We start from the raw sequence: 17710 nt of genomic DNA on the forward strand, positions 1-17710 counted from the left end.
GGCAGGGCATGGGCGGGATTAAGAAAGCCCGGGGGATAGGAACCGGCAGCGGCCGGTTCTTTACGGACGGCGCCATCAAGCACACCCGCTGGTTGCTGAACAAGTTCGTGGGGCCGAAGCCCGGCGAGGGCCCCAGCCCGGAAGGCCAGAAAGGCGGCGTCGACGACATCAGCTTTGTAGGGGTTACCGACAGCGACGACAGCATCCGGGTGAAAGTGACCGGCGATGCGGACCCGGGCTACGGCTCCACCGCCAAGCTGCTCGGCCAGGCTGCAGCCTGCCTGGCGCAGGATGTGCCGGCGGATGCCGCTGGCGGTTTCTGGACCACCGCGTCCCTGCTCGGCGATTCGCTGCTCAAGCGTCTGCAGGAAAAAGCCGGCATGACCTTCACCGTGATCGACTGACATCACAAAACGGGCTGTGACGTCAGTCACAGCCCACAGCAATTTCCGCCATTGGCGGATGCCACAGTTATGGCCAATCCGTATCCTTCCCGGTTTTCACACAGGAAGGGACTGCCATGGAAGCGCTGGCCATACTGAAAATCCTCCTCATACTCGTTCTTCTCGGCTCTACGATTTACAGCGTCATCGTCTATCAGAGTCGCAAGAAAGCCTCATTGAAAACCCTCGCCACCTTTCGCCAGGAAACAACACCGCAACGGAATCTGGATGCCGCCGAGCATCGCCTGCTCGGCAAGATCATTGCCCAGGCGGAAAGCAAAACCCTGGGCGAACTCACCAGCAACGAGGTCTACCCGCTCAGTGGCCCCTACCTGCGCCATGGCCTGGAAACCAATGGCAATACGGTCTGGCATGACACCATCGGTGGCGTGGAAGTATTGCTGCCCTACGATGCGGACTATTTTCTCCGCGAACACAATGACGCCCTGGTAGTACTGGCCGAGAAGCAGGCCATCGTGATTGCGCTCAACGATGACTTCTCCCTTGCCGAAGGAGAAGAGCGAGAACAGCGCCGTGAACAGAAACAAAACCAGTGGGAAAGCGGCGAATACGGTGAGCTGTCACGGGTGTTTAATGCCGATGACAACGAGACAGAAGACGACCGGAGCGATTCACTGACCATCCGCGAGCAGCGACAGGAAAGCGACGCGGAAATGGAAGCCCGACATGGTCGCGGCGCGGCCTTGCTACCCGCTTTTCTCTGGACGATTGTGTTCGTCTGCCTCGCTATTTCCCTGGCCGCCGATACCACCCTGGTGCTGACGATCTGCCTGTCGGTCAGCCTGCTGGCCGCCCTGTTCGCCCTCTATCAATTCTTTCGTCATCCCTCCCCCGGCGAACCGTTGAAGGTCAACCAGGTCTACGGGCAGATTCGTCTGACTCCGGTGGGCGTGGACGAACACAACAACGTGCAGATATCCGTCACGCTCAACGAAAGTATCGGCTTCAACCTGCCGGACCACTGGCGCCCCTTTATTACCTACGAAGACGGCCAGAACCAGGAGATGGCCATCCGGGTCGACGATTACAGCGTCGTCAGTTACGGCAACCGGATGTCGCTGGATCAGGAAGTACGCCGCTTTCCTCCGGTCTACTGGGGACGTCATCTGACCCTCGCCATCGTCGGCGCCATTGCCCTGCTGTTTCCGCTCAGCGATGCCAGCCAGACCGTCGATGATGTGCTGTTTACCGGCCACTGGCTTGGCGGCACCGGGATGGTCACGTTTCAGGACCCCGGGGCGCTACTGAAGCAACCGCCCTCCCCCGGCACCCTGATCAGCCTCAACGGTAACGGCCATTGTGCCGTGGACACAGACAGTCACTATCCCGCATTCAACTGCCGGCATCTCTACTGGGGCGCCGACGCTCCGCAAGCCAACCCTCAGGCACCACCGCCAGTGATCAAGCAGCTACAGGACCGGGACTTGTTGCTGACCGAGAAAGACCGCTACCTGTCATTGATCGCCACCATGCAGGGCTGGAACACCTATCGTGATGGCAGCCCGGTCATGTTCAGCAATCTGCCCGCCATTATCGACGCACTGGATGCGGCCTGCGGGCCGGACGATGTCAGCCCGGACATCAGCCACCAATGCCAGCGCACCCAGCGTTTCATACTGGAGCGTTTGGCATTCACCCTGGATAGCAACCCGGAGCAGTGGCCTGCTCTCAGGGAACAGGTTATGGCACGCCAGGATAGCGACGAACCCGTCACCGCCGTCACCAGTGAAACCCTGGCCCGCTCACTGAGAAAACGCATTCACCAGCTGGTCGACACTCTCAACGCCGAGCGCAGTATCCCGATCGCGCAAGAGATTGCCGGCAGCCAGCAAGGGGGAGTGCTGATCCAGGTAGAGCAAGGTAGGCTGCCTCCCGCCCTGGAAACGCTGAGTGGCTATGACAGGTACGCCATGCTCGGCGGCCTGCTCACCATGATCGACAACCCGGAGGGAGAACCCTTTCAGCTGGAGGGGATGGTAACGGCATACCAGAATGACGACGGCTCCAGCCCGGTACTCAGCCTGGATCTGACCCGCAACAGAGACACGGCAAAGGAATCGCTGATCAATGTGTTGTGGCTATTGCTGGCCAGCGGTCTTCTGCTCGGCCATGGCTTGCTGGCCGTGATCCGCTTCCTGCAGAGCCGCAAAAGAGACGAGGCCATTAGTGCCTTCTACGCGTGATGAGTAGAAGGCGCTAAAAACAAGTGTGGCGGGCCCTGATGGCCCGCCAGCGGTTAGTTCGAGTTACATCCCCAGGCGCGCACCATGCACTGTTGGCCACCCTGGCTGCGACAGTACTGCAATGCAGTATTTTGTGCCTGGCCACCATTGTAGGCGGTGCCCCACCCATAGGCCGTGCTGCCCCGCGCCTGGTCTGCGGCATAGGCCGCGCAACCAGACGAAAAAGTCTGCACCACCCGGCAGCCATAGCCACATTCGCTCAAGGCACGACTCTGCGCTTCGGACATGCTGCCGTAATCATAACTGAAGCCGTATTGATCCCCCTGATTACTGTCGATGGCCAGGGCACCGTTCGCTCCGGCAACCGATGCCATCGCCATGGATAACAGCAAAACCAGACTCTGAATTTTCATGATGACCCTCTCATTGTATGAAATCCGTTTGCCCACGCTCGACACGATAAACGTGATCATGGGTCAGGCCAGCAGATATCCCGATACCAGCGCCCCCATGTAAGACCAGAGTAAGCGCCGACAGCAACGGCCACATCCCCTAAATGAGGTATAAGCGATCGACCGAAGGAAACAGAGAGGTAGGGTGGATTAGCCCGCAGGGCGTAATCCACCACTTGTGGCAGGCTGGTGGATTACGCCTTTCAGGCTAATCCACCCTACGGTTCTACTGCTCGGCTTTGGGGGTCGGGGCGCCGGCCAAGGCCCGATACACGTCCACCATGGCCAGCACCACATCGGTCTGACTGCGTACCCGGGCATCGCGGGTGGCGGTCAGTTCCTGCTCGGCGGCGAGCACCTCGAAGTAACCGATAAAACCACGTTCATAGCGGGTGCGGGCCAGCTCGGCGGCCTGCTCGGCATCCTCTGCCGCCTGCTCCAGATGCGCGGCCCGCTCACGGGCTCGCTGGTAACGGACCAGACGGGTCTCGGTGTCTTCCAGGGCAGACAACACCGCCTGTTGGTAGTCCGCCAGGGCGGCGCGGCTATCCGCGTCGGCGGCATCAATGCGCGCCTTGACCTTGCCGTGATCCAGGAAGGTCCAGTCGATGCCCAGCGCTACCCGCCGGGTGTCGGCGGGGCCGGTGAACAGGTCACTGCTGTCCGCTGCCACCGACCCCAGCAACCCACTGAGGGTAAAGCGCGGGAACAGGTCTGCCGTGGCCACGCCGATGCGCGCGGTGGCCGCTGCCAGTCGCCGTTCCGCCGCGGCAATATCCGGGCGACGGCGCAGCACATCACCGGGACTGTCCACCGGAATCACCGGCAACGTCTCCGGCAAACCGCTATCGGGCGCCAGCGTGGCAATCAGTGCTGCTGGCGTCTGGCCGGTGAGCACAGCGATGCGATGCATGGCGCCACGGATACCGGCGCGCAGGGTAGGCAGCTCTGCCCGCGTGCGTTGCAGCTGGGAACGGGCACGAACCCGGTCGAACTCGGTACCGCGCCCGGCATCCACCCGCGCCGACACAATGGCCAGCGTTTCTTCCTGCAAGGCCACGTTCTGCTCGGCCACCTGTAACTGCTGCTGGAGGCCACGCAACTCAAAGTAGCTACTGGCGAGTTGCCCCACCAACGCCACTTGCAGCGCCCCCAGATCCGCACCGGCGGCTTGCAGCTGGGCCCGTTGCGACTGGGTGGCCCGACGCAGGCGACCGAACAGATCCAGCTCCCAGTTGGCGGCGATGCCGGCCTGGTAAAGCTCCACCCGTTCCGGGCCGGCACCGGGCGGGGTTCGCTCCACATCCGCCAGGTGCTGCTCGGCACCGCTGGCGCTGGCGGTAATGCTGGGCCACTGCTCCCGCTTGGCGCCGTACAGCAACGCCGCGGCCCGGTCGTAGCGCGCCAGACCGGCCTGCAGGCTGTGGTTGGCAGCCAGGGTCTGCTCAATCAGCTGCCCCAGCAGCGGATCCTCAAAACCAGCCCAGAACTGCTGCTCGGCCTGCTCACGGGAAGCTGTGGTTTCGCCAGCGGCATGGAACACTGCCGGCTCCGGGGTGGGCGGCGTTTCATAATCCGGCCCCACCGCGCAGGCACTCAGCAACAGGGTGGCGGTGGCAATCGACAACTTACGCATGGTTTTCTCCTTCTCTCTGACCATGGGGGTCGCCGTCCATGGTGGATTCGTGCTGGCTCACCGGTCGCTTGCCGCCGGCCAGTTTGCGCAACGCCACATAGAACACCGGGGTCAGGAACAACCCGAACATCGTCACCCCGAGCATGCCGAAGAACAGCGCTACACCCAGCGCCTGACGCACTTCCGCCCCGGCACCGCTACCCAGCACCAGTGGCACCACGGCGGCGGTAAAGGTGATGGAGGTCATGATGATGGGGCGCAGCCGCAAACGGCAGGCTTCCAGCGCTGCATCCACCACGCCCATGCCCTGCAGTTCCAGCTCGCGGGCAAACTCCACGATCAGAATGGCGTTCTTGCAGGCCAGCGCGATCAGCACCACCAGACCCACCTGCACGAAGATGTTGTTGTCACCCTCGAAGTACCACACGCCGAGCAGTGCCGAGAGCATGCACATGGGCACGATCAGAATCACTGCCAGCGGCAGGGTCCAGCTTTCGTACAGGGCGGCCAACACCAGGAACACCAACAGGATTGATAACGGGAACACCAGCAGCGCCGCATTGCCCTGGGTGGCCTGCTGGTAACTCAGGTCGGTCCATTCGAACGTCATGCCAGCGGGCAGCACCTCCTCGGCGATGTTGCTTAGCACCTCCATGGCCTGGGCCGAGGACAGCATGCCGGGGTCCGCCTCGCCGGCCAGGTCCGCCGCCGGATAGCCGTTGTAACGCAGCACCGGGTCCGGGCCGAAATCCTCGCTGATGGTCACCATGGAACCGATGGGCACCATCTCGCCATGGATGTTGCGGGTCTTCAGGTTGGCGATGTCGGTGACGCTGTCACGGAACGGCGCATCCGCCTGGGCGATCACCTGCCAGGTGCGACCGAAACGGTTGAAGTCGTTCACGTAGGTGGAGCCAAGATAGGTCTGCAGGGTATCGAACAGCCCGGTGAGCGGGACGCCCTGGGCCTTGGCTCGTTCGCGATCCACTTCCGCATTGAGCTGCGGCACATTGGCCTGGTAGCTGGTGATGGGAAAGCCCATGCCCGGCGTCTGTGCTATCGCATTCTGGAACGCATTCACCGCGTTCTGCAGTTCTCCGTAGCCCAGGTTGCCACGATCTTCGATGAACATCTGGTAGCCATTGCCATTGCCCAGACCGAGAATCGGTGGCGGCATAAAGGAGAAGGCAAAACCTTCCTTGAGACCGGCGATGCGGCCGTTGATCTCTTCATTGATCTCGGCAGCGCTGCGACTGCGTTGATCAAACGGCGCCAGCGGGAAGAATACCAGGCCGGTATTGGAGGTGTTGGTGAACTGCAGGGCATTGAGCCCCGGGAAGGCCACCGCATGGGATACACCCTCGGTCTCCATACCGATATCCACCACCCGCTGCAGCAACTGATCCGTCCGTTCCAGGGAGGCTCCCTCCGGCAGTTTTACGCCGGCGATCAAGTACATCTTGTCCTGAGTGGGAATAAAGCCCGGCGGCACCACCTTGAACATCAACCCGGTGCCTGCCAGCAACAGCGCATAGATCACGAACACCATACCGCGGTGGCGCAGGGAGCGGCCGACGCCACCCTGATAACGCTCGGAGCTGGCATTGAAGAAGCGGTTGAACGGCCGGAACAACCAGCCGAACAGGGCATCGATGATTTTGGTAAGGCGATCCTTCGGTGCGCTATGAGGCTTGAGCAACATGGCCGCCAACGCCGGCGACAGGGTCAGCGAGTTGATGGTGGAGATCACCGTGGAAATGGCGATGGTCACCGCGAATTGCCGATAGAACTGTCCGGTAACACCATCCAGAAATGCCATGGGCACAAACACCGCACACAGAACCAGGCCGATGGCCACGATGGGCCCGGACACTTCCTTCATGGCCTGGTGGGCGGCGGCCAGGGGCGTCAGCCCTTCCTCGATATTCCGCTCCACGTTTTCCACCACCACGATGGCGTCGTCCACCACAATGCCGATGGCCAGTACCAGGCCGAACAACGTCAAAGTATTGATGGAATAGCCGAGCAGATAGAGCGCGCCGAACGTCCCTACGATGGAAATCGGCACCGCCAGCAGGGGAATAATGGACGCCCGCCAGGTCTGCAAAAACAGGGTCACTACCAGCACCACCAGCAGCACCGCTTCCAGCAGGGTCTTGATCACCGACTTGATGGAATCGCTGACAAAGATGGTGGTGTCATAGACGGTTTCGTATTCCACCCCGGCCGGGAACCGGGTGGCAATTTCGTCCATGGTGCTGACCACCTGATCACGGATTTCCAGGGCGTTGGCACCGGGGGCCTGGAAGATACCGATGGCCACCGCATCCTTGCTATCCAGTTGCGCACGCAGGGTGTAATCCCCAGCGCCCAGCTCCAGGCGGGCCACATCCGAGAGCCGCACGATCTCGCCGTCAGCACCGCTCTTGATGACGATGTCACCGAACTCTTCCACCGTGCGCAGCCGCCCCTGGGCATTGATCAGGGTCAGAAAATCACTGCTCGGCATGGGCTCGGCGCCCAGCTGGCCGGCGGAGACCTGCACGTTCTGCTCGCGCATGGCACCCACCACATCCCCGGCGGTCAGGCTGCGGGCGGCAATCTTGTCCGGGTCCAGCCAGGCACGCATGGCGTAGTCACCACCACCAAAGACCTGGGCATCGCCCACACCACGAATCCGCGCCAGCGCATCACGCACATGCAGGCGGGCATAGTTGCGCAGGTAAAGCGTATCGTAGAGGCCGTCCGGGGAGGTCAGGTGCACCACCATCAGGAAGGTGGGCGACTGCTTCTGGGTAGTTACCCCTTGCCGCCGCACATCCTCGGGCAGGCGCGCCAGCGCCTGGCTGACCCGATTTTGCACCCGCACGGTAGCATCGTCCGCATCGATATCCGGGCGGAAGGTCACCGTCATCTGCAGTACGCCATCGGAACCGGCCACGGACTTGAGGTACATCATGCCCTCGACGCCGTTGATGGATTCTTCCAGCGGCGTGGCCACGGTTTCGGCAATCACCTTGGGGTTGGCACCGGGATATACCGTGCGCACCACCACCGACGGCGGCACCACTTCCGGGTATTCACTCACCGGCAGGCTGGGCAGCGAGATCAGGCCCACCGCAAAAATGATGATCGACAACACCGCGGCAAAAATCGGTCTGTCGACGAAGAAACGCGAGAAATTCATGGCAAAAGACTCCTGTCAGCAGTGGCATGGCACTGCTGCGCGTTGTCGTTCCCTTGGTAACGCCGGGCGACTGCCCGGCGTTGATTAATTACGGCTGGGCCACCGCGATGGCGGACTGCTCGTCGTTGCTGGCGCGCATGGCCACCTGATTCGGCTGCACCGGCATGCCATCGCCAAACACTTTCTGGATACCGTTGACGATCACCCTGTCGCCGTTCTCCAGCCCCTTATGGATCACCAGCAGATCGTCCACCGACCGGCCCGGTGTCACCTGACGGCGCGCCACCTGATTGTTGTCATCCACCACGTAGACGAAACGACGATCCTGGTCGGTCATTACCGCCTTGCGGCTGACCAGCAGGGCGCGATCCAGTTTTGCCACCGGCATTTCCACCCGGGCGAACTGGCCCGGTTTAAAAATGCCAGCCGTGTTGTCCAGCACCGCCCGGTACTGCAAGGTGCCGGTTCCGCTGTTGAGACGGTTGTCGATAAAATCCAGCGTGCCACGGTGCGGATACCCGGTTTCCCCGGACAGGCCGATCCGCACCGAGGCGGACTTCCCCGCGCCGGGCACCTGCAGGCTCTCGAACGCGGATTGCTCATCGGCTTCGAAATACACATGCATGGGATTCACCGACACCAGCGTGGTCAGCAGGGTCTGGTCTGCGTTAGCCAGGTTGCCACGGGTGACCATGGCGCGACCGGTGCGACCATCCACCGGCGCGGTAACGCGGGTGTACTGCAGATCCAGTTCAGCGGTATCCACCGACGCCCGTGCTGCATTCACCAGCGCCTTGGCGCTGAGCAGGGCAGCACTGCGCTGGTCATATTCCTCACGGGAAATGGCGCGGCTTTCCAGCAGGGTTTTCGCCCGGCCCGCTTCGCTGCTTGCCAGTTCCAGCTGGCTTCTGGCCTGCTCCAGTTCCGCCCGGGCCGCCTGCAGGCGAGCCCGGTAAGGGCGCGGATCGATCTGGAACAGCAGGTCTCCAGCCTTCACCAGTTCCCCTTCCTCGAACGCCACCTGGTCGATATAGCCACTGACCCGCGGCCGCAGCTCCACGGTTTCCGGTGCCACCACGCGACCGGTAAAGGATTCCCACAGGGTTACCGGCTCGGCAATCACCTGGGCCACATCCACTTCCGGCGGCGGCATCTGCTGCCCACCTTCGCTGCGGGCATCACAACCGGCCAGAAACACCGCTGCCATCAACGCGACCAACAGCCCCCAGTAGACACCGGCACCGCTGGCACTTTCTCCACTCAGACTTTCCATTTCCGCAACTCCTGTTATCACCACCCAGCTCTGCCGAATTATCGAATACGCGCGACAATATTCGACAGAGTGCAAAAAAATATCGGGTTGATTCGTTCTCAGACGAACAGAATCCTCCCAACAGATCAGCGACTTTATTTCCTCAAGCTAAGTTGAGGTCAACAAACATCGACCCCGGCTTCTTGCTATCCCCGCCATAGGTTTTCTCTCTGGCCGCAGCTGATGACGTACGCCAATCAAAGTGCCGCAGGGCTGAGAAAACGATTACCTGACAGGTCAAACAAGATACGGGGCGGTGGCGCGATGACGGTAGCGGGTTACTGCGTGAAGATTGCCTGATTCTGTAGGCAGGCCACAAAGCGGCCGAAACGAGGGAGCAATTAGCCAATATGAATTTGCGCTTTCATTGTAATTTCAGGCAAGTGACAGCAGCGAAAGGAAAAAGCAGTGTCTCCCCCAGCATTCCCCAAAAGACTGCACAAAGCCGATTCCGGCATACGCACCGGGTACGCAAGCAAGTCTTACGGGCAAGTCAGGCGGCAGGATCCCGACTTGTCATATCCCGCAGCGCAGCCACGGCGGGTTGCCGGTTTCTGCGCAGTGATTGCCTGATCCTGCAGAAAGTGACTCAATGGGCACACGGGCCGGCAGCGCTCTGCGTATACTGCCGGCAACAGGAGGACAGGCCATGACCGTGACAACCCCGGAGTTACCCCGCAATCTCAGCGCCGGCCCCCAGCAGCAACTGGCCGACATCGTCGGCCGCTGGGCTGACGGCAGCGGCATGAGCCCCACTGCCATCGGCGGCGTGGAGCTGTACCGTTCCGACGGGCTGACGGCGTGCGGTTCAACGGTCTATGAACCCTCGCTGATTTTTATTCTGCAGGGCACCAAGACCATTCAGCTCGGCGACCGCGAAATTGTCTACGGCCCCATGAGCTACCTGGCCAGTTCCGTGCATCTGCCAGTACAGGGGCAGATCGTCGATGCCTGCAAGGATCGCCCCTATCTGGCTGCCAAGATTACCGTGGACCCGCAGGAAGTGACCGATCTGGTACTGGAACTGGGCGACAAGGTGGCCAGCTTCGACCCGGACAGCCCCTGCCCGGAAATCAGTTGCGGCCTGTGTATGTCCTACATGGACGAACGCATGCAGGGCGCCCTGTATCGACTGTTGAGCCTGCTGGATTCCCCGGACGATATTCAGGTGCTGGCACCGCTGGCACGCCGGGAAATCATCTACCGGGCACTGATTGGCGAGATGGGCCCGCGCATGCGCAAGTTCGTGGCTGCGGACTCCCAGGCCAACCGGATTTCCCGGGTGATCTCCACCCTGCGCGGCCGTTACACCGAACCATTGCGAGTGAAGGAACTGGCAGAAGAAGCCAACATGAGCGAGTCCACCCTGTTTCACAGCTTCAAGCAGGTCACCCGCATGTCGCCACTGCAGTTCCAGAAAAAACTGCGCCTCTACGAAGCCCGGCGCCTGATGCTCACCGAAGGCCTGGAAGCGGCCACCGCCAGCTACCGGGTAGGCTACGAAAGCCCCTCCCATTTCAGCCGCGAATACAGCCGCATGTTCGGCGCCCCACCGAAAGCGGATGTGTTGAAGTTGCGGGGAGAGCAGATAAGCGCGTAGGGGCAATTGATAATTGAGAATGGATAACTACGCGGCAAACGTTTTCTTGGATGCAACGATAGAGGCCGCGCCCAGTGGTTGGGCGCGGCCTCTATCGTCTGGATCTAGAAAATAGTATCCCGCTAGCCAGGAAGCTCATTACTGTATTGATTGATGGCTTTTTTCGTCTAGCGGCAGGAACGTCACTTGCCGGAAACTGGCTTCTGACAAATCCAGCTCCGTGCCGGTAGTTGCCAGTAATACGGCGAAGCGAAGCAATCCCGTATCACCCTGCATCTGTAACTCATAAGACTGGGGCAACCCGGCATCGGATAGCCCGGTTTTTTGCTGCAACATATTCCTCCAGTCGTCGGGCATCAGCGGCGACTCCAACAGCTCCTTGAGTAGCTCGTGTAGCGCATCATCATGCGGCTGCACCAGCTGTTCGCGCAAAAGCCTGAAAATTGTCTGGCGACCTATCAACGAGCCATTGGCGACGTAAGAGCACAACCCCTCCTTGTGATAAAAGAGTCTAGCCAGATTACGGGGTTTACCTTTTGCCATGTCAGACCAGACGGTTACCGGGTCGACAAACTGTCCGATCAACCGCTCGAACCCCGCATTGTGGTCAACCATATCCCAGGCTCTGTCCACCACCACACAGGGCACCGGATTAATGGCATCCAGCAGTGCCTTCAATGCCGCACGCAGTCCTTCTTCATCCTGGCGGATACCTGTTTCAAGCTGTGGGAGGGGCGCATGGCCGGCAGCCAGCAACATACGATTTGTTTCCAGGCGGGCGACCCCTAAATACTCGGACAGGCACAAGACCATCGCGCGTGTCGGGTGCGCCTTCCCGGTTTCCAGAAAGCTCAGGTAGCGCTGGGAAACGCCGGAGAATTCCGCCAGCTTGAACTGACTCAAAGCACGAGCCTTACGCCAGGTACGCAAAAGATCACCGTATCCATTCATCTCAGGCATCCTATCGTGCTTACACCGATTTTCTATGACCAACCAGGTAATAGGCCTGGCCGAAAGACCGCTCTATTGTGCACCGAAACCTGACAGGAATCGGCAAAATGCGTGCTTTCCAACCTGGATACCTGATCACCATCATGATGACAACGTTTGCAGCGCAAATCCTCTTTTGCCTGCTTGTGGCTCGGGAAGGCGGGATCACCCAGGTCCCCTTTCTCGTATTCGGTCTATGCCAGATTATTCCCGGCATTATTGTCCTGACCGCTACCGGGAGTTACCGCCGTCAGCTGCTGGGCTTATTCAAGAAACCGGCCTTTAAACTGGTGATCGCCTTGAGCCTGCTGGCAACCTTTGCGGTGCTATCCGCTATTACCCTGGCCTACATCAACGGTAACACTCGCCCACTGGAGGGCTTTACCGGGCACTATGCACTCAAAGACTGGCTCCCTGCCCCCTTCCTTGGCCTTCCCAATTACTTCCTGTATCTGCTGTGCCTGGCGCCGTTGTTGCATCTTTTCAATGCGACCACAGAAGAAATCATGTGGCGTGGCTATTTGCTTGATGCCCTGCGAAACCGCCTTTCAACCGGCGTCTCCATCTTCGCGAGCGGTCTTATTTGGGGTGCCTGGCATATTCCCATGGTCGTTATGCTTGATTGGGTGTTCCCTGATCAGCCTGTGGTTGGCAGCCTGATGTTCACCGCCTCTCTCGCCTGTTGGGGCAGCATCATGGCCTGGTCCCGTGTAGCGGCCAGAAGCCTGTGGCCAGCCATCATGATGCACGCATTTTTCAATGCATTAACCATCGGCCTGTATAACCCGCTAGCCCAACCCAACGCCTTCCTTATCAGCAACCACTGGGGCGTTGCCGGGATACTCATCGCTCTGTCTACCCTGCTGTTGATACACCTCTTCTATCCACGCAAGCAGGCCAGCATACAAGGTGCATCGTGATGTTATTTCTTTATCTCATTCTTGGCGTTCTATTACTGACAGCGGCATTTTTGATGAACAGGGATTTGCCCAGAGAGACAATCATTGAACGCCACCGTTCGCCGGAAAGCCGATTTATCAAACTGCCCAACGGAGCCCATGTGCATTATCAGGACCAGGGTAATCCGGATGGCCCCACCATCATCCTGATTCATGGATTCATGGCCTCATTGTTTGATTTTGATAAGTGGCAACCTTTTCTTGGGAAGGAGTTCCGCGTTGTGCGCCTGGACATGCCAGGCATGGGCCTTACCGGTTCCTATCCAGAGATTGATCATTCACTGTCAGGCCGCGCCAAATTCCTCAAGGAATTTCTGGACGCAATCCATGTAGAACACGTTCATGTAGTGGGGCACTCTCTGGGAGGGGCAACGGCCTGGATATTCGCGCTGATGTACCCGCAATCCACCGCCTCGCTAACACTCATTGCTGCTGCCGGCTTTAATCAGTCTGCAGAACCGCGTCTCAAACCACTGGGCTTCCGTTTAGCGGAAACACCCGTCATTCGATTCATTGTCAGATGCACAGGCTCCAGATCATTGGTGAGGCAGGCCTTGTCGCAACTGGTCGACAACCAGAATGTGATACACGAACAATGGATAGACAGGGCGTTTGAAATGAGCCGCATGGCAGATAACAGGGCCAGCATTCTCGCACTTCGTCCTTTCAAACCACCCTATGACGCCCTGGCCAAGCTGGGCAGCATAGCCGTTCCCACCTTGATCATGTGGGGGCAGAATGACTATCTTATTCCAGTACGGCACGCCCATCTTTTCAAGAATGAAATCAAGAACGCGGAACTCGTGACCTATCCCGGAGTGGGGCATTATCCGCAAATTGAGCAGCCGGAAGACTCCGCCAGGACATTAAGTCATTTTTTTGCCAACACGCCGGAGTCCTGACCGATATGTTCTACCAGGCAATCTTTATGGGCATTGTTATTGGAAGCATCGGCGAACTCCTGGCGTCCCGGCTTTCACTCTGGAAATATAAATCCCCATGGCTGGCCATTGGCAATATCGTGGTCATGTTCGGGATTTTCTGTGGCGGTATCGCGCTTATCTTCGACAGTCATATCGCCCGTTTTACAGCAGGCTTCACGTTCGGTCTGATTTATGAGGTACTGAACAGCAGCGTCCTCCATGCCTGGAGTTTTTCCTCTGGCAGGTTGCGCTCGATCAACATCAGCACGCTGGTGATTGTGCTCGCCGTAGCGTGGGGAACAGTGCCATTACTGATCAGCCACATCATTGAAATCACCGTCTGATCTCGTGGATTCACAGCCACCGCCAAGACATTAATCACGCCCATCCGTTGGGCGTGATTAATGTCGTTTGGATTTAAAAAACAGTATTGCGCGATCTTTAACTACTTTAACTTTTGAGTCGATACCCGGTTTTGAATATCCACCACACCAGCCCGATACAAATGGCCAGGAAGAACAGGGTCATCCCGATGCTGATGCCGATGTGTACGTCAGCACTGCCGAAGAAGCTGTAGCGGAAACCACTGATCAGGTAGACCACAGGGTTGAAGAGGGTCACGGTTTGCCAGAACGGTGGCAACATGTCGATGGAGTAGAAACTGCCGCCCAGGAAGGTCAGCGGGGTGATGATCATCAGCGGAATAATCTGCAACTTCTCAAAGGTATCTGCCCAGATACCAATGATAAAACCAAACAGACTGAAGGTAATCGCGGTGAGCAGCAGAAAACTGATCATCATGAACGGGTGCTGCACCTCGTAGTCCACAAACAGCCTGGCGGTAATAAGGATCAGTATTCCCAGGATGGTGGATTTGGTAGCGGCTGCCCCCACATAACCAATGACGATCTCCACATAGGAAACCGGTGCCGACAACACTTCATAAATGGTGCCGGAAAAGGTGGGCATATAGATGCCGAACGAGGCATTGGAAATGCTCTGTGTCATCAGCGACAGCATGATCAGGCCGGGAATAATGAAGGCCCCATAGCTGACCCCATCGATTTCCACCATGCGCGAACCGATGGCTGAACCGAACACCACAAAATACAGGGAGGTGGAGATTACCGGCGACGCCACGCTCTGCATCAGGGTGCGCCAGGTCCGCGCCATTTCAAATTTGTAGATGGCACGAATGGAGTACATGTTCAATTTCATCAGACCTCTCCGGCTGAACTAGCGTTGGCAGCGGCAGGCTGGCCGTTGTGGACCAGATCCACAAAAATATCTTCCAGTGAGCTTTGCCGGGAATGCAGATCCTTGAACTCGATACCGGCAGCATTCAGTGCCCGCAGCAACTCGGCGATGCCGGTGGTTTCCTGGTTGGCATCGTAGGTGTAGACCAGCCCGTAACCGTCTTCCGACAGCGCCAGGGCGTCGTCATCCAGCGTGGCCGGCAGGCTTTGCAGTGGCTCGGCCAGGTGGACGGTGAGCTGCTTGCGGCCCAGCTTCTGCATCAGACGGGCCTTGTCATCCACCAGGATAATCTCGCCTTCACGGATAATACCCACCCGGTCGGCCATTTCTTCGGCTTCTTCAATGTAGTGGGTGGTAAGAATGATGGTGACACCCTGCTCACGGAGCTGGCGCACCATTTCCCACATTTCCCGGCGCAGCTCCACATCCACCCCGGCAGTGGGCTCATCCAGAAACAGGATCTTGGGTTCGTGGGACAGGGCCTTGGCAATCATCACGCGCCGTTTCATGCCGCCGGACAGCATCATGATCTTGTTGTCCCGCTTGTCCCACAGAGACAGCACCTTCAGCACTTTTTCGATATGGGCATCGTTGCGGGGTTTGCCGAACAGGCCGCGACTGAAGCTCACGGTATCCCAGACGGTCTCGAAGGCATCAGTGGACAGCTCCTGGGGCACCAACCCGATGGCGCTGCGCGCTTCCCGGTAGTCACGAACGATGTCGTAACCGTCCGCCAGCACGGTGCCACTGGAAGGATTGACGATGCCACAGACGATGCTTATCAGGGTGGTCTTGCCGGCCCCGTTGGGGCCCAGCAGAGCAAAGATCTCTCCGGCGTGAATATCCAGATTGATGTTCTTCAAGGCCTGAAAGCCACCCTGATAGATCTTGTTCAGGTCTTTCACGGAAATGACAGCACTCACCAGTTTCTCCTTCATTGGACCTGCCAGGGAGCCTCTGAATAGAGCCTTGCGTACTCAGCATGCAAGGCTTTATTCAGAGGCTCCCTCAGGCCGACACATTATGCCCGAAATAGCACCCTCTCGCTGGCATCAACGACCAGAATTTGACAGCATAAGACCTCAAGTTAGATTAAGGTCAACCGACATAGCAAAGGAATCCCCATGACGCTGACCTGTGCAGACGACATCTTCAAGGCCCTCACCGTGGGAGAGGTCGCCGAACGCAGCGGCGTAGCCGTTTCCGCCCTGCATTTCTATGAGAAGAAGGGCCTGATCCAGAGCTCGCGCAGCGCCGGCAATCAGCGCCGCTACCATCGTGATGTATTACGCCGAGTCGCCGTCATCAAGGTAGCCCAGCGCATCGGTATCCCGCTGGTGGAAATTGCCGAGGCCCTGGCCGAACTACCCGATGGCCGCAGCCCCACTGCCCGCGACTGGAAGCGCATGTCGGCAAAATGGCGCGGGCACCTGGACGAGCGCATCAATGACCTGACTGTGCTGCGCGACCAGCTCAATGAGTGTATCGGCTGCGGCTGCCTGTCCATCAAGGCCTGCCGGCTGCGCAATCCCTTTGACACCCTGTCCGAGAAAGGCCCGGGGCCACATTTCTAGGGGCTTTTGCGCTTTCAGAGCCGCCGCCGGCAGCCCTTCCGACCTTGGTCGGCATTCATTTTGCCATCTGCAGCGGGCACAATGTGATTCCTGCAAGACCCTTTCCGCAATCAGGAGGCAGTATGAACAAGAACACCGTAACCGTTATTCCCGGCGACGGAATCGGACCGGATATCGTGGATGCCACGGTACGGGTACTGAAAGCTCTGGATTGCGGACTCGAATTCGAATACGCCATTGCCGGCCAGACAGCGCTGGATAAAGGACTGGAGCTGGTACCGGAAGAAACGCTGGCCGTGCTCCGACGCAACCGCCTGGCCCTGAAAGGCCCCATCACCACACCGGTAGGCGGCGGTTTCACCTCGGTAAACGTGACCCTGCGCAAGACTTTCGACCTGTTCGCCAATGTGCGCCCGGCCCTGTCCATTCCCGGGGTGAAATCCCGTTATGACAACGTGGACATCATGACCGTGCGTGAAAACATCGAAGGCATCTATTCCGGCCTGGGCCAGACCGTCAGCGACGATGGCGAAACCGCCGAGCTGCGCAGCCGTATCACCCGCACCGAATCCGAGCGCCTGCTGCGCTTTGCCTATGAAACAGCCGTAAAACAGGGCCGCAAGAAGGTCACTGTGGTGCACAAGGCCAACATCATGAAGTCCACCTCGGGCCTGTTTCTCGACGTGGCCCGCAAGGTGCGCGAAGACTATCCGCAGCTTGAGCATGAAGAAATGATCGTGGACGCCTGCGCCATGCAGCTGGCCATGAATCCGCACCGCTTCGATGTGATCGTCACCACCAACCTGTTCGGCGACATCCTTTCCGACCTGTGTGCCGGCCTGATCGGCGGCCTGGGTGTAGCCCCCGGCGCCAACATCGGCGAGCATGGCGGCCTGTTCGAAGCGGTCCACGGCAGCGCCCCGGACATTGCCGGCCAGGGCATCGCCAACCCCACCGCCATCATGCTGGCCGGCGCCCTAATGCTCGATTACATCGAAATGCACGACAAGGCCAAACAACTGCGCCGCACCGTGCGCCAGGTAGTGGGCGAAGGCGAGGTGGTCACACCGGACCTGGGTGGGCGCGCCAGCACCAGCGAGTTTACCGATGAGCTGGTGCGGAGGCTGGAGCAAAACAGTTAACAGTGAATGGTGAACAGTTCGCGGGGCAGGT

General features: G+C 59.2%; 14 protein-coding genes and 1 pseudogene. 8 read left to right on the plus strand and 7 right to left on the minus strand.

All coding sequences use genetic code 11. The features are described 5' to 3' along the window. Together ACFE0K_RS00420 and ACFE0K_RS00425 are read left to right on the plus strand one after the other, a co-directional pair. A pseudogene (locus ACFE0K_RS00420) lies at positions 1–404 on the plus strand (saccharopine dehydrogenase); the annotation flags it as partial. 116 nt (positions 405–520) lie between these two features. Then, positions 521–2647 carry an IgaA/UmoB family intracellular growth attenuator gene (locus tag ACFE0K_RS00425; protein WP_434534175.1) on the plus strand — a complete coding sequence of 709 codons (2127 nt, stop codon included), beginning with the start codon at positions 521–523 and terminating at the stop codon, positions 2645–2647. A gap of 53 nt (positions 2648–2700) precedes the next feature. Here ACFE0K_RS00425 and ACFE0K_RS00430 read toward each other — a convergent pair whose 3' ends face one another. The 4 genes from ACFE0K_RS00430 to ACFE0K_RS00445 form a co-directional block, all read right to left on the minus strand. Further along, a complete protein-coding gene (locus ACFE0K_RS00430; RefSeq protein WP_434534176.1) occupies positions 2701–3060 on the minus strand; it encodes a DUF4189 domain-containing protein in 360 nt (119 codons plus the stop codon). A 265-nt stretch (positions 3061–3325) separates the two neighbouring features. Further along, entirely contained in the window at positions 3326–4735 is a 1410-nt protein-coding gene (locus ACFE0K_RS00435) for an efflux transporter outer membrane subunit (protein ID WP_434534177.1), read from the minus strand. Next, entirely contained in the window at positions 4728–7922 is a 3195-nt protein-coding gene (locus tag ACFE0K_RS00440) for an efflux RND transporter permease subunit (protein ID WP_434534178.1), read from the minus strand. Before ACFE0K_RS00440 ends, ACFE0K_RS00435 begins: the two co-directional genes overlap by 8 nt. Before the next feature lie 88 nt (positions 7923–8010). Beyond that, positions 8011–9195 carry an efflux RND transporter periplasmic adaptor subunit gene (locus tag ACFE0K_RS00445; protein ID WP_434534179.1) on the minus strand — a complete coding sequence of 395 codons (1185 nt, stop codon included), beginning with the start codon at positions 9193–9195 and terminating at the stop codon, positions 8011–8013. Positions 9196–9883: 688 nt separating this feature from the next. Here ACFE0K_RS00445 and ACFE0K_RS00450 point away from each other — a divergent pair. Beyond that, on the plus strand, positions 9884–10834 hold the full coding sequence (locus ACFE0K_RS00450) for an AraC family transcriptional regulator (protein WP_434534180.1): 951 nt from the start codon (positions 9884–9886) through the stop codon (positions 10832–10834). Between the two features lie 138 nt (positions 10835–10972). Here ACFE0K_RS00450 and ACFE0K_RS00455 read toward each other — a convergent pair whose 3' ends face one another. Next, complete coding sequence (locus tag ACFE0K_RS00455; protein WP_434534181.1) at positions 10973–11785, minus strand: helix-turn-helix domain-containing protein; 813 nt, start codon at positions 11783–11785, stop codon at positions 10973–10975. A 107-nt stretch (positions 11786–11892) separates the two neighbouring features. On the opposite strand from ACFE0K_RS00455, the gene ACFE0K_RS00460 reads away from it, so the two are divergent. The 3 genes from ACFE0K_RS00460 to ACFE0K_RS00470 are packed head-to-tail and all read left to right on the plus strand — an operon-like array spanning position 11893 to position 14050. After that, complete coding sequence (locus tag ACFE0K_RS00460) at positions 11893–12744, plus strand: CPBP family intramembrane glutamic endopeptidase (protein ID WP_434534182.1); 852 nt, start codon at positions 11893–11895, stop codon at positions 12742–12744. Beyond that, complete coding sequence (locus tag ACFE0K_RS00465; RefSeq protein WP_434534221.1) at positions 12744–13685, plus strand: alpha/beta fold hydrolase; 942 nt, start codon at positions 12744–12746, stop codon at positions 13683–13685. The genes ACFE0K_RS00460 and ACFE0K_RS00465 overlap by 1 nt, the downstream gene beginning before the upstream one ends. A 5-nt stretch (positions 13686–13690) precedes the next feature. Continuing rightward, positions 13691–14050 carry a hypothetical protein gene (locus tag ACFE0K_RS00470; protein WP_434534183.1) on the plus strand — a complete coding sequence of 120 codons (360 nt, stop codon included), beginning with the start codon at positions 13691–13693 and terminating at the stop codon, positions 14048–14050. A 106-nt stretch (positions 14051–14156) separates the two neighbouring features. Here ACFE0K_RS00470 and ACFE0K_RS00475 read toward each other — a convergent pair whose 3' ends face one another. Together ACFE0K_RS00475 and ACFE0K_RS00480 are read right to left on the minus strand one after the other, a co-directional pair. Continuing rightward, positions 14157–14918 carry an ABC transporter permease gene (locus ACFE0K_RS00475; protein WP_434534222.1) on the minus strand — a complete coding sequence of 254 codons (762 nt, stop codon included), beginning with the start codon at positions 14916–14918 and terminating at the stop codon, positions 14157–14159. Between the two features lie 5 nt (positions 14919–14923). Then, positions 14924–15886: an ABC transporter ATP-binding protein gene (locus ACFE0K_RS00480; RefSeq protein WP_434534184.1), complete on the minus strand. Its 963-nt coding sequence runs from the start codon at positions 15884–15886 to the stop codon at positions 14924–14926. A gap of 201 nt (positions 15887–16087) precedes the next feature. Here ACFE0K_RS00480 and soxR point away from each other — a divergent pair, with 201 nt between their 5' ends. Both soxR and ACFE0K_RS00490 read left to right on the plus strand, forming a co-directional pair. Continuing rightward, on the plus strand, positions 16088–16537 hold the full coding sequence (gene soxR, locus ACFE0K_RS00485; RefSeq protein WP_434534185.1) for a redox-sensitive transcriptional activator SoxR: 450 nt from the start codon (positions 16088–16090) through the stop codon (positions 16535–16537). 122 nt (positions 16538–16659) lie between these two features. Next, positions 16660–17679: an isocitrate dehydrogenase gene (locus tag ACFE0K_RS00490; protein WP_434534186.1), complete on the plus strand. Its 1020-nt coding sequence runs from the start codon at positions 16660–16662 to the stop codon at positions 17677–17679. The last annotated feature ends 31 nt before the right edge of the window (positions 17680–17710 follow it).

The organism is Alcanivorax sp. (genome assembly GCF_051117345.1).
Classification (GTDB): domain Bacteria; phylum Pseudomonadota; class Gammaproteobacteria; order Pseudomonadales; family Alcanivoracaceae; genus Alcanivorax.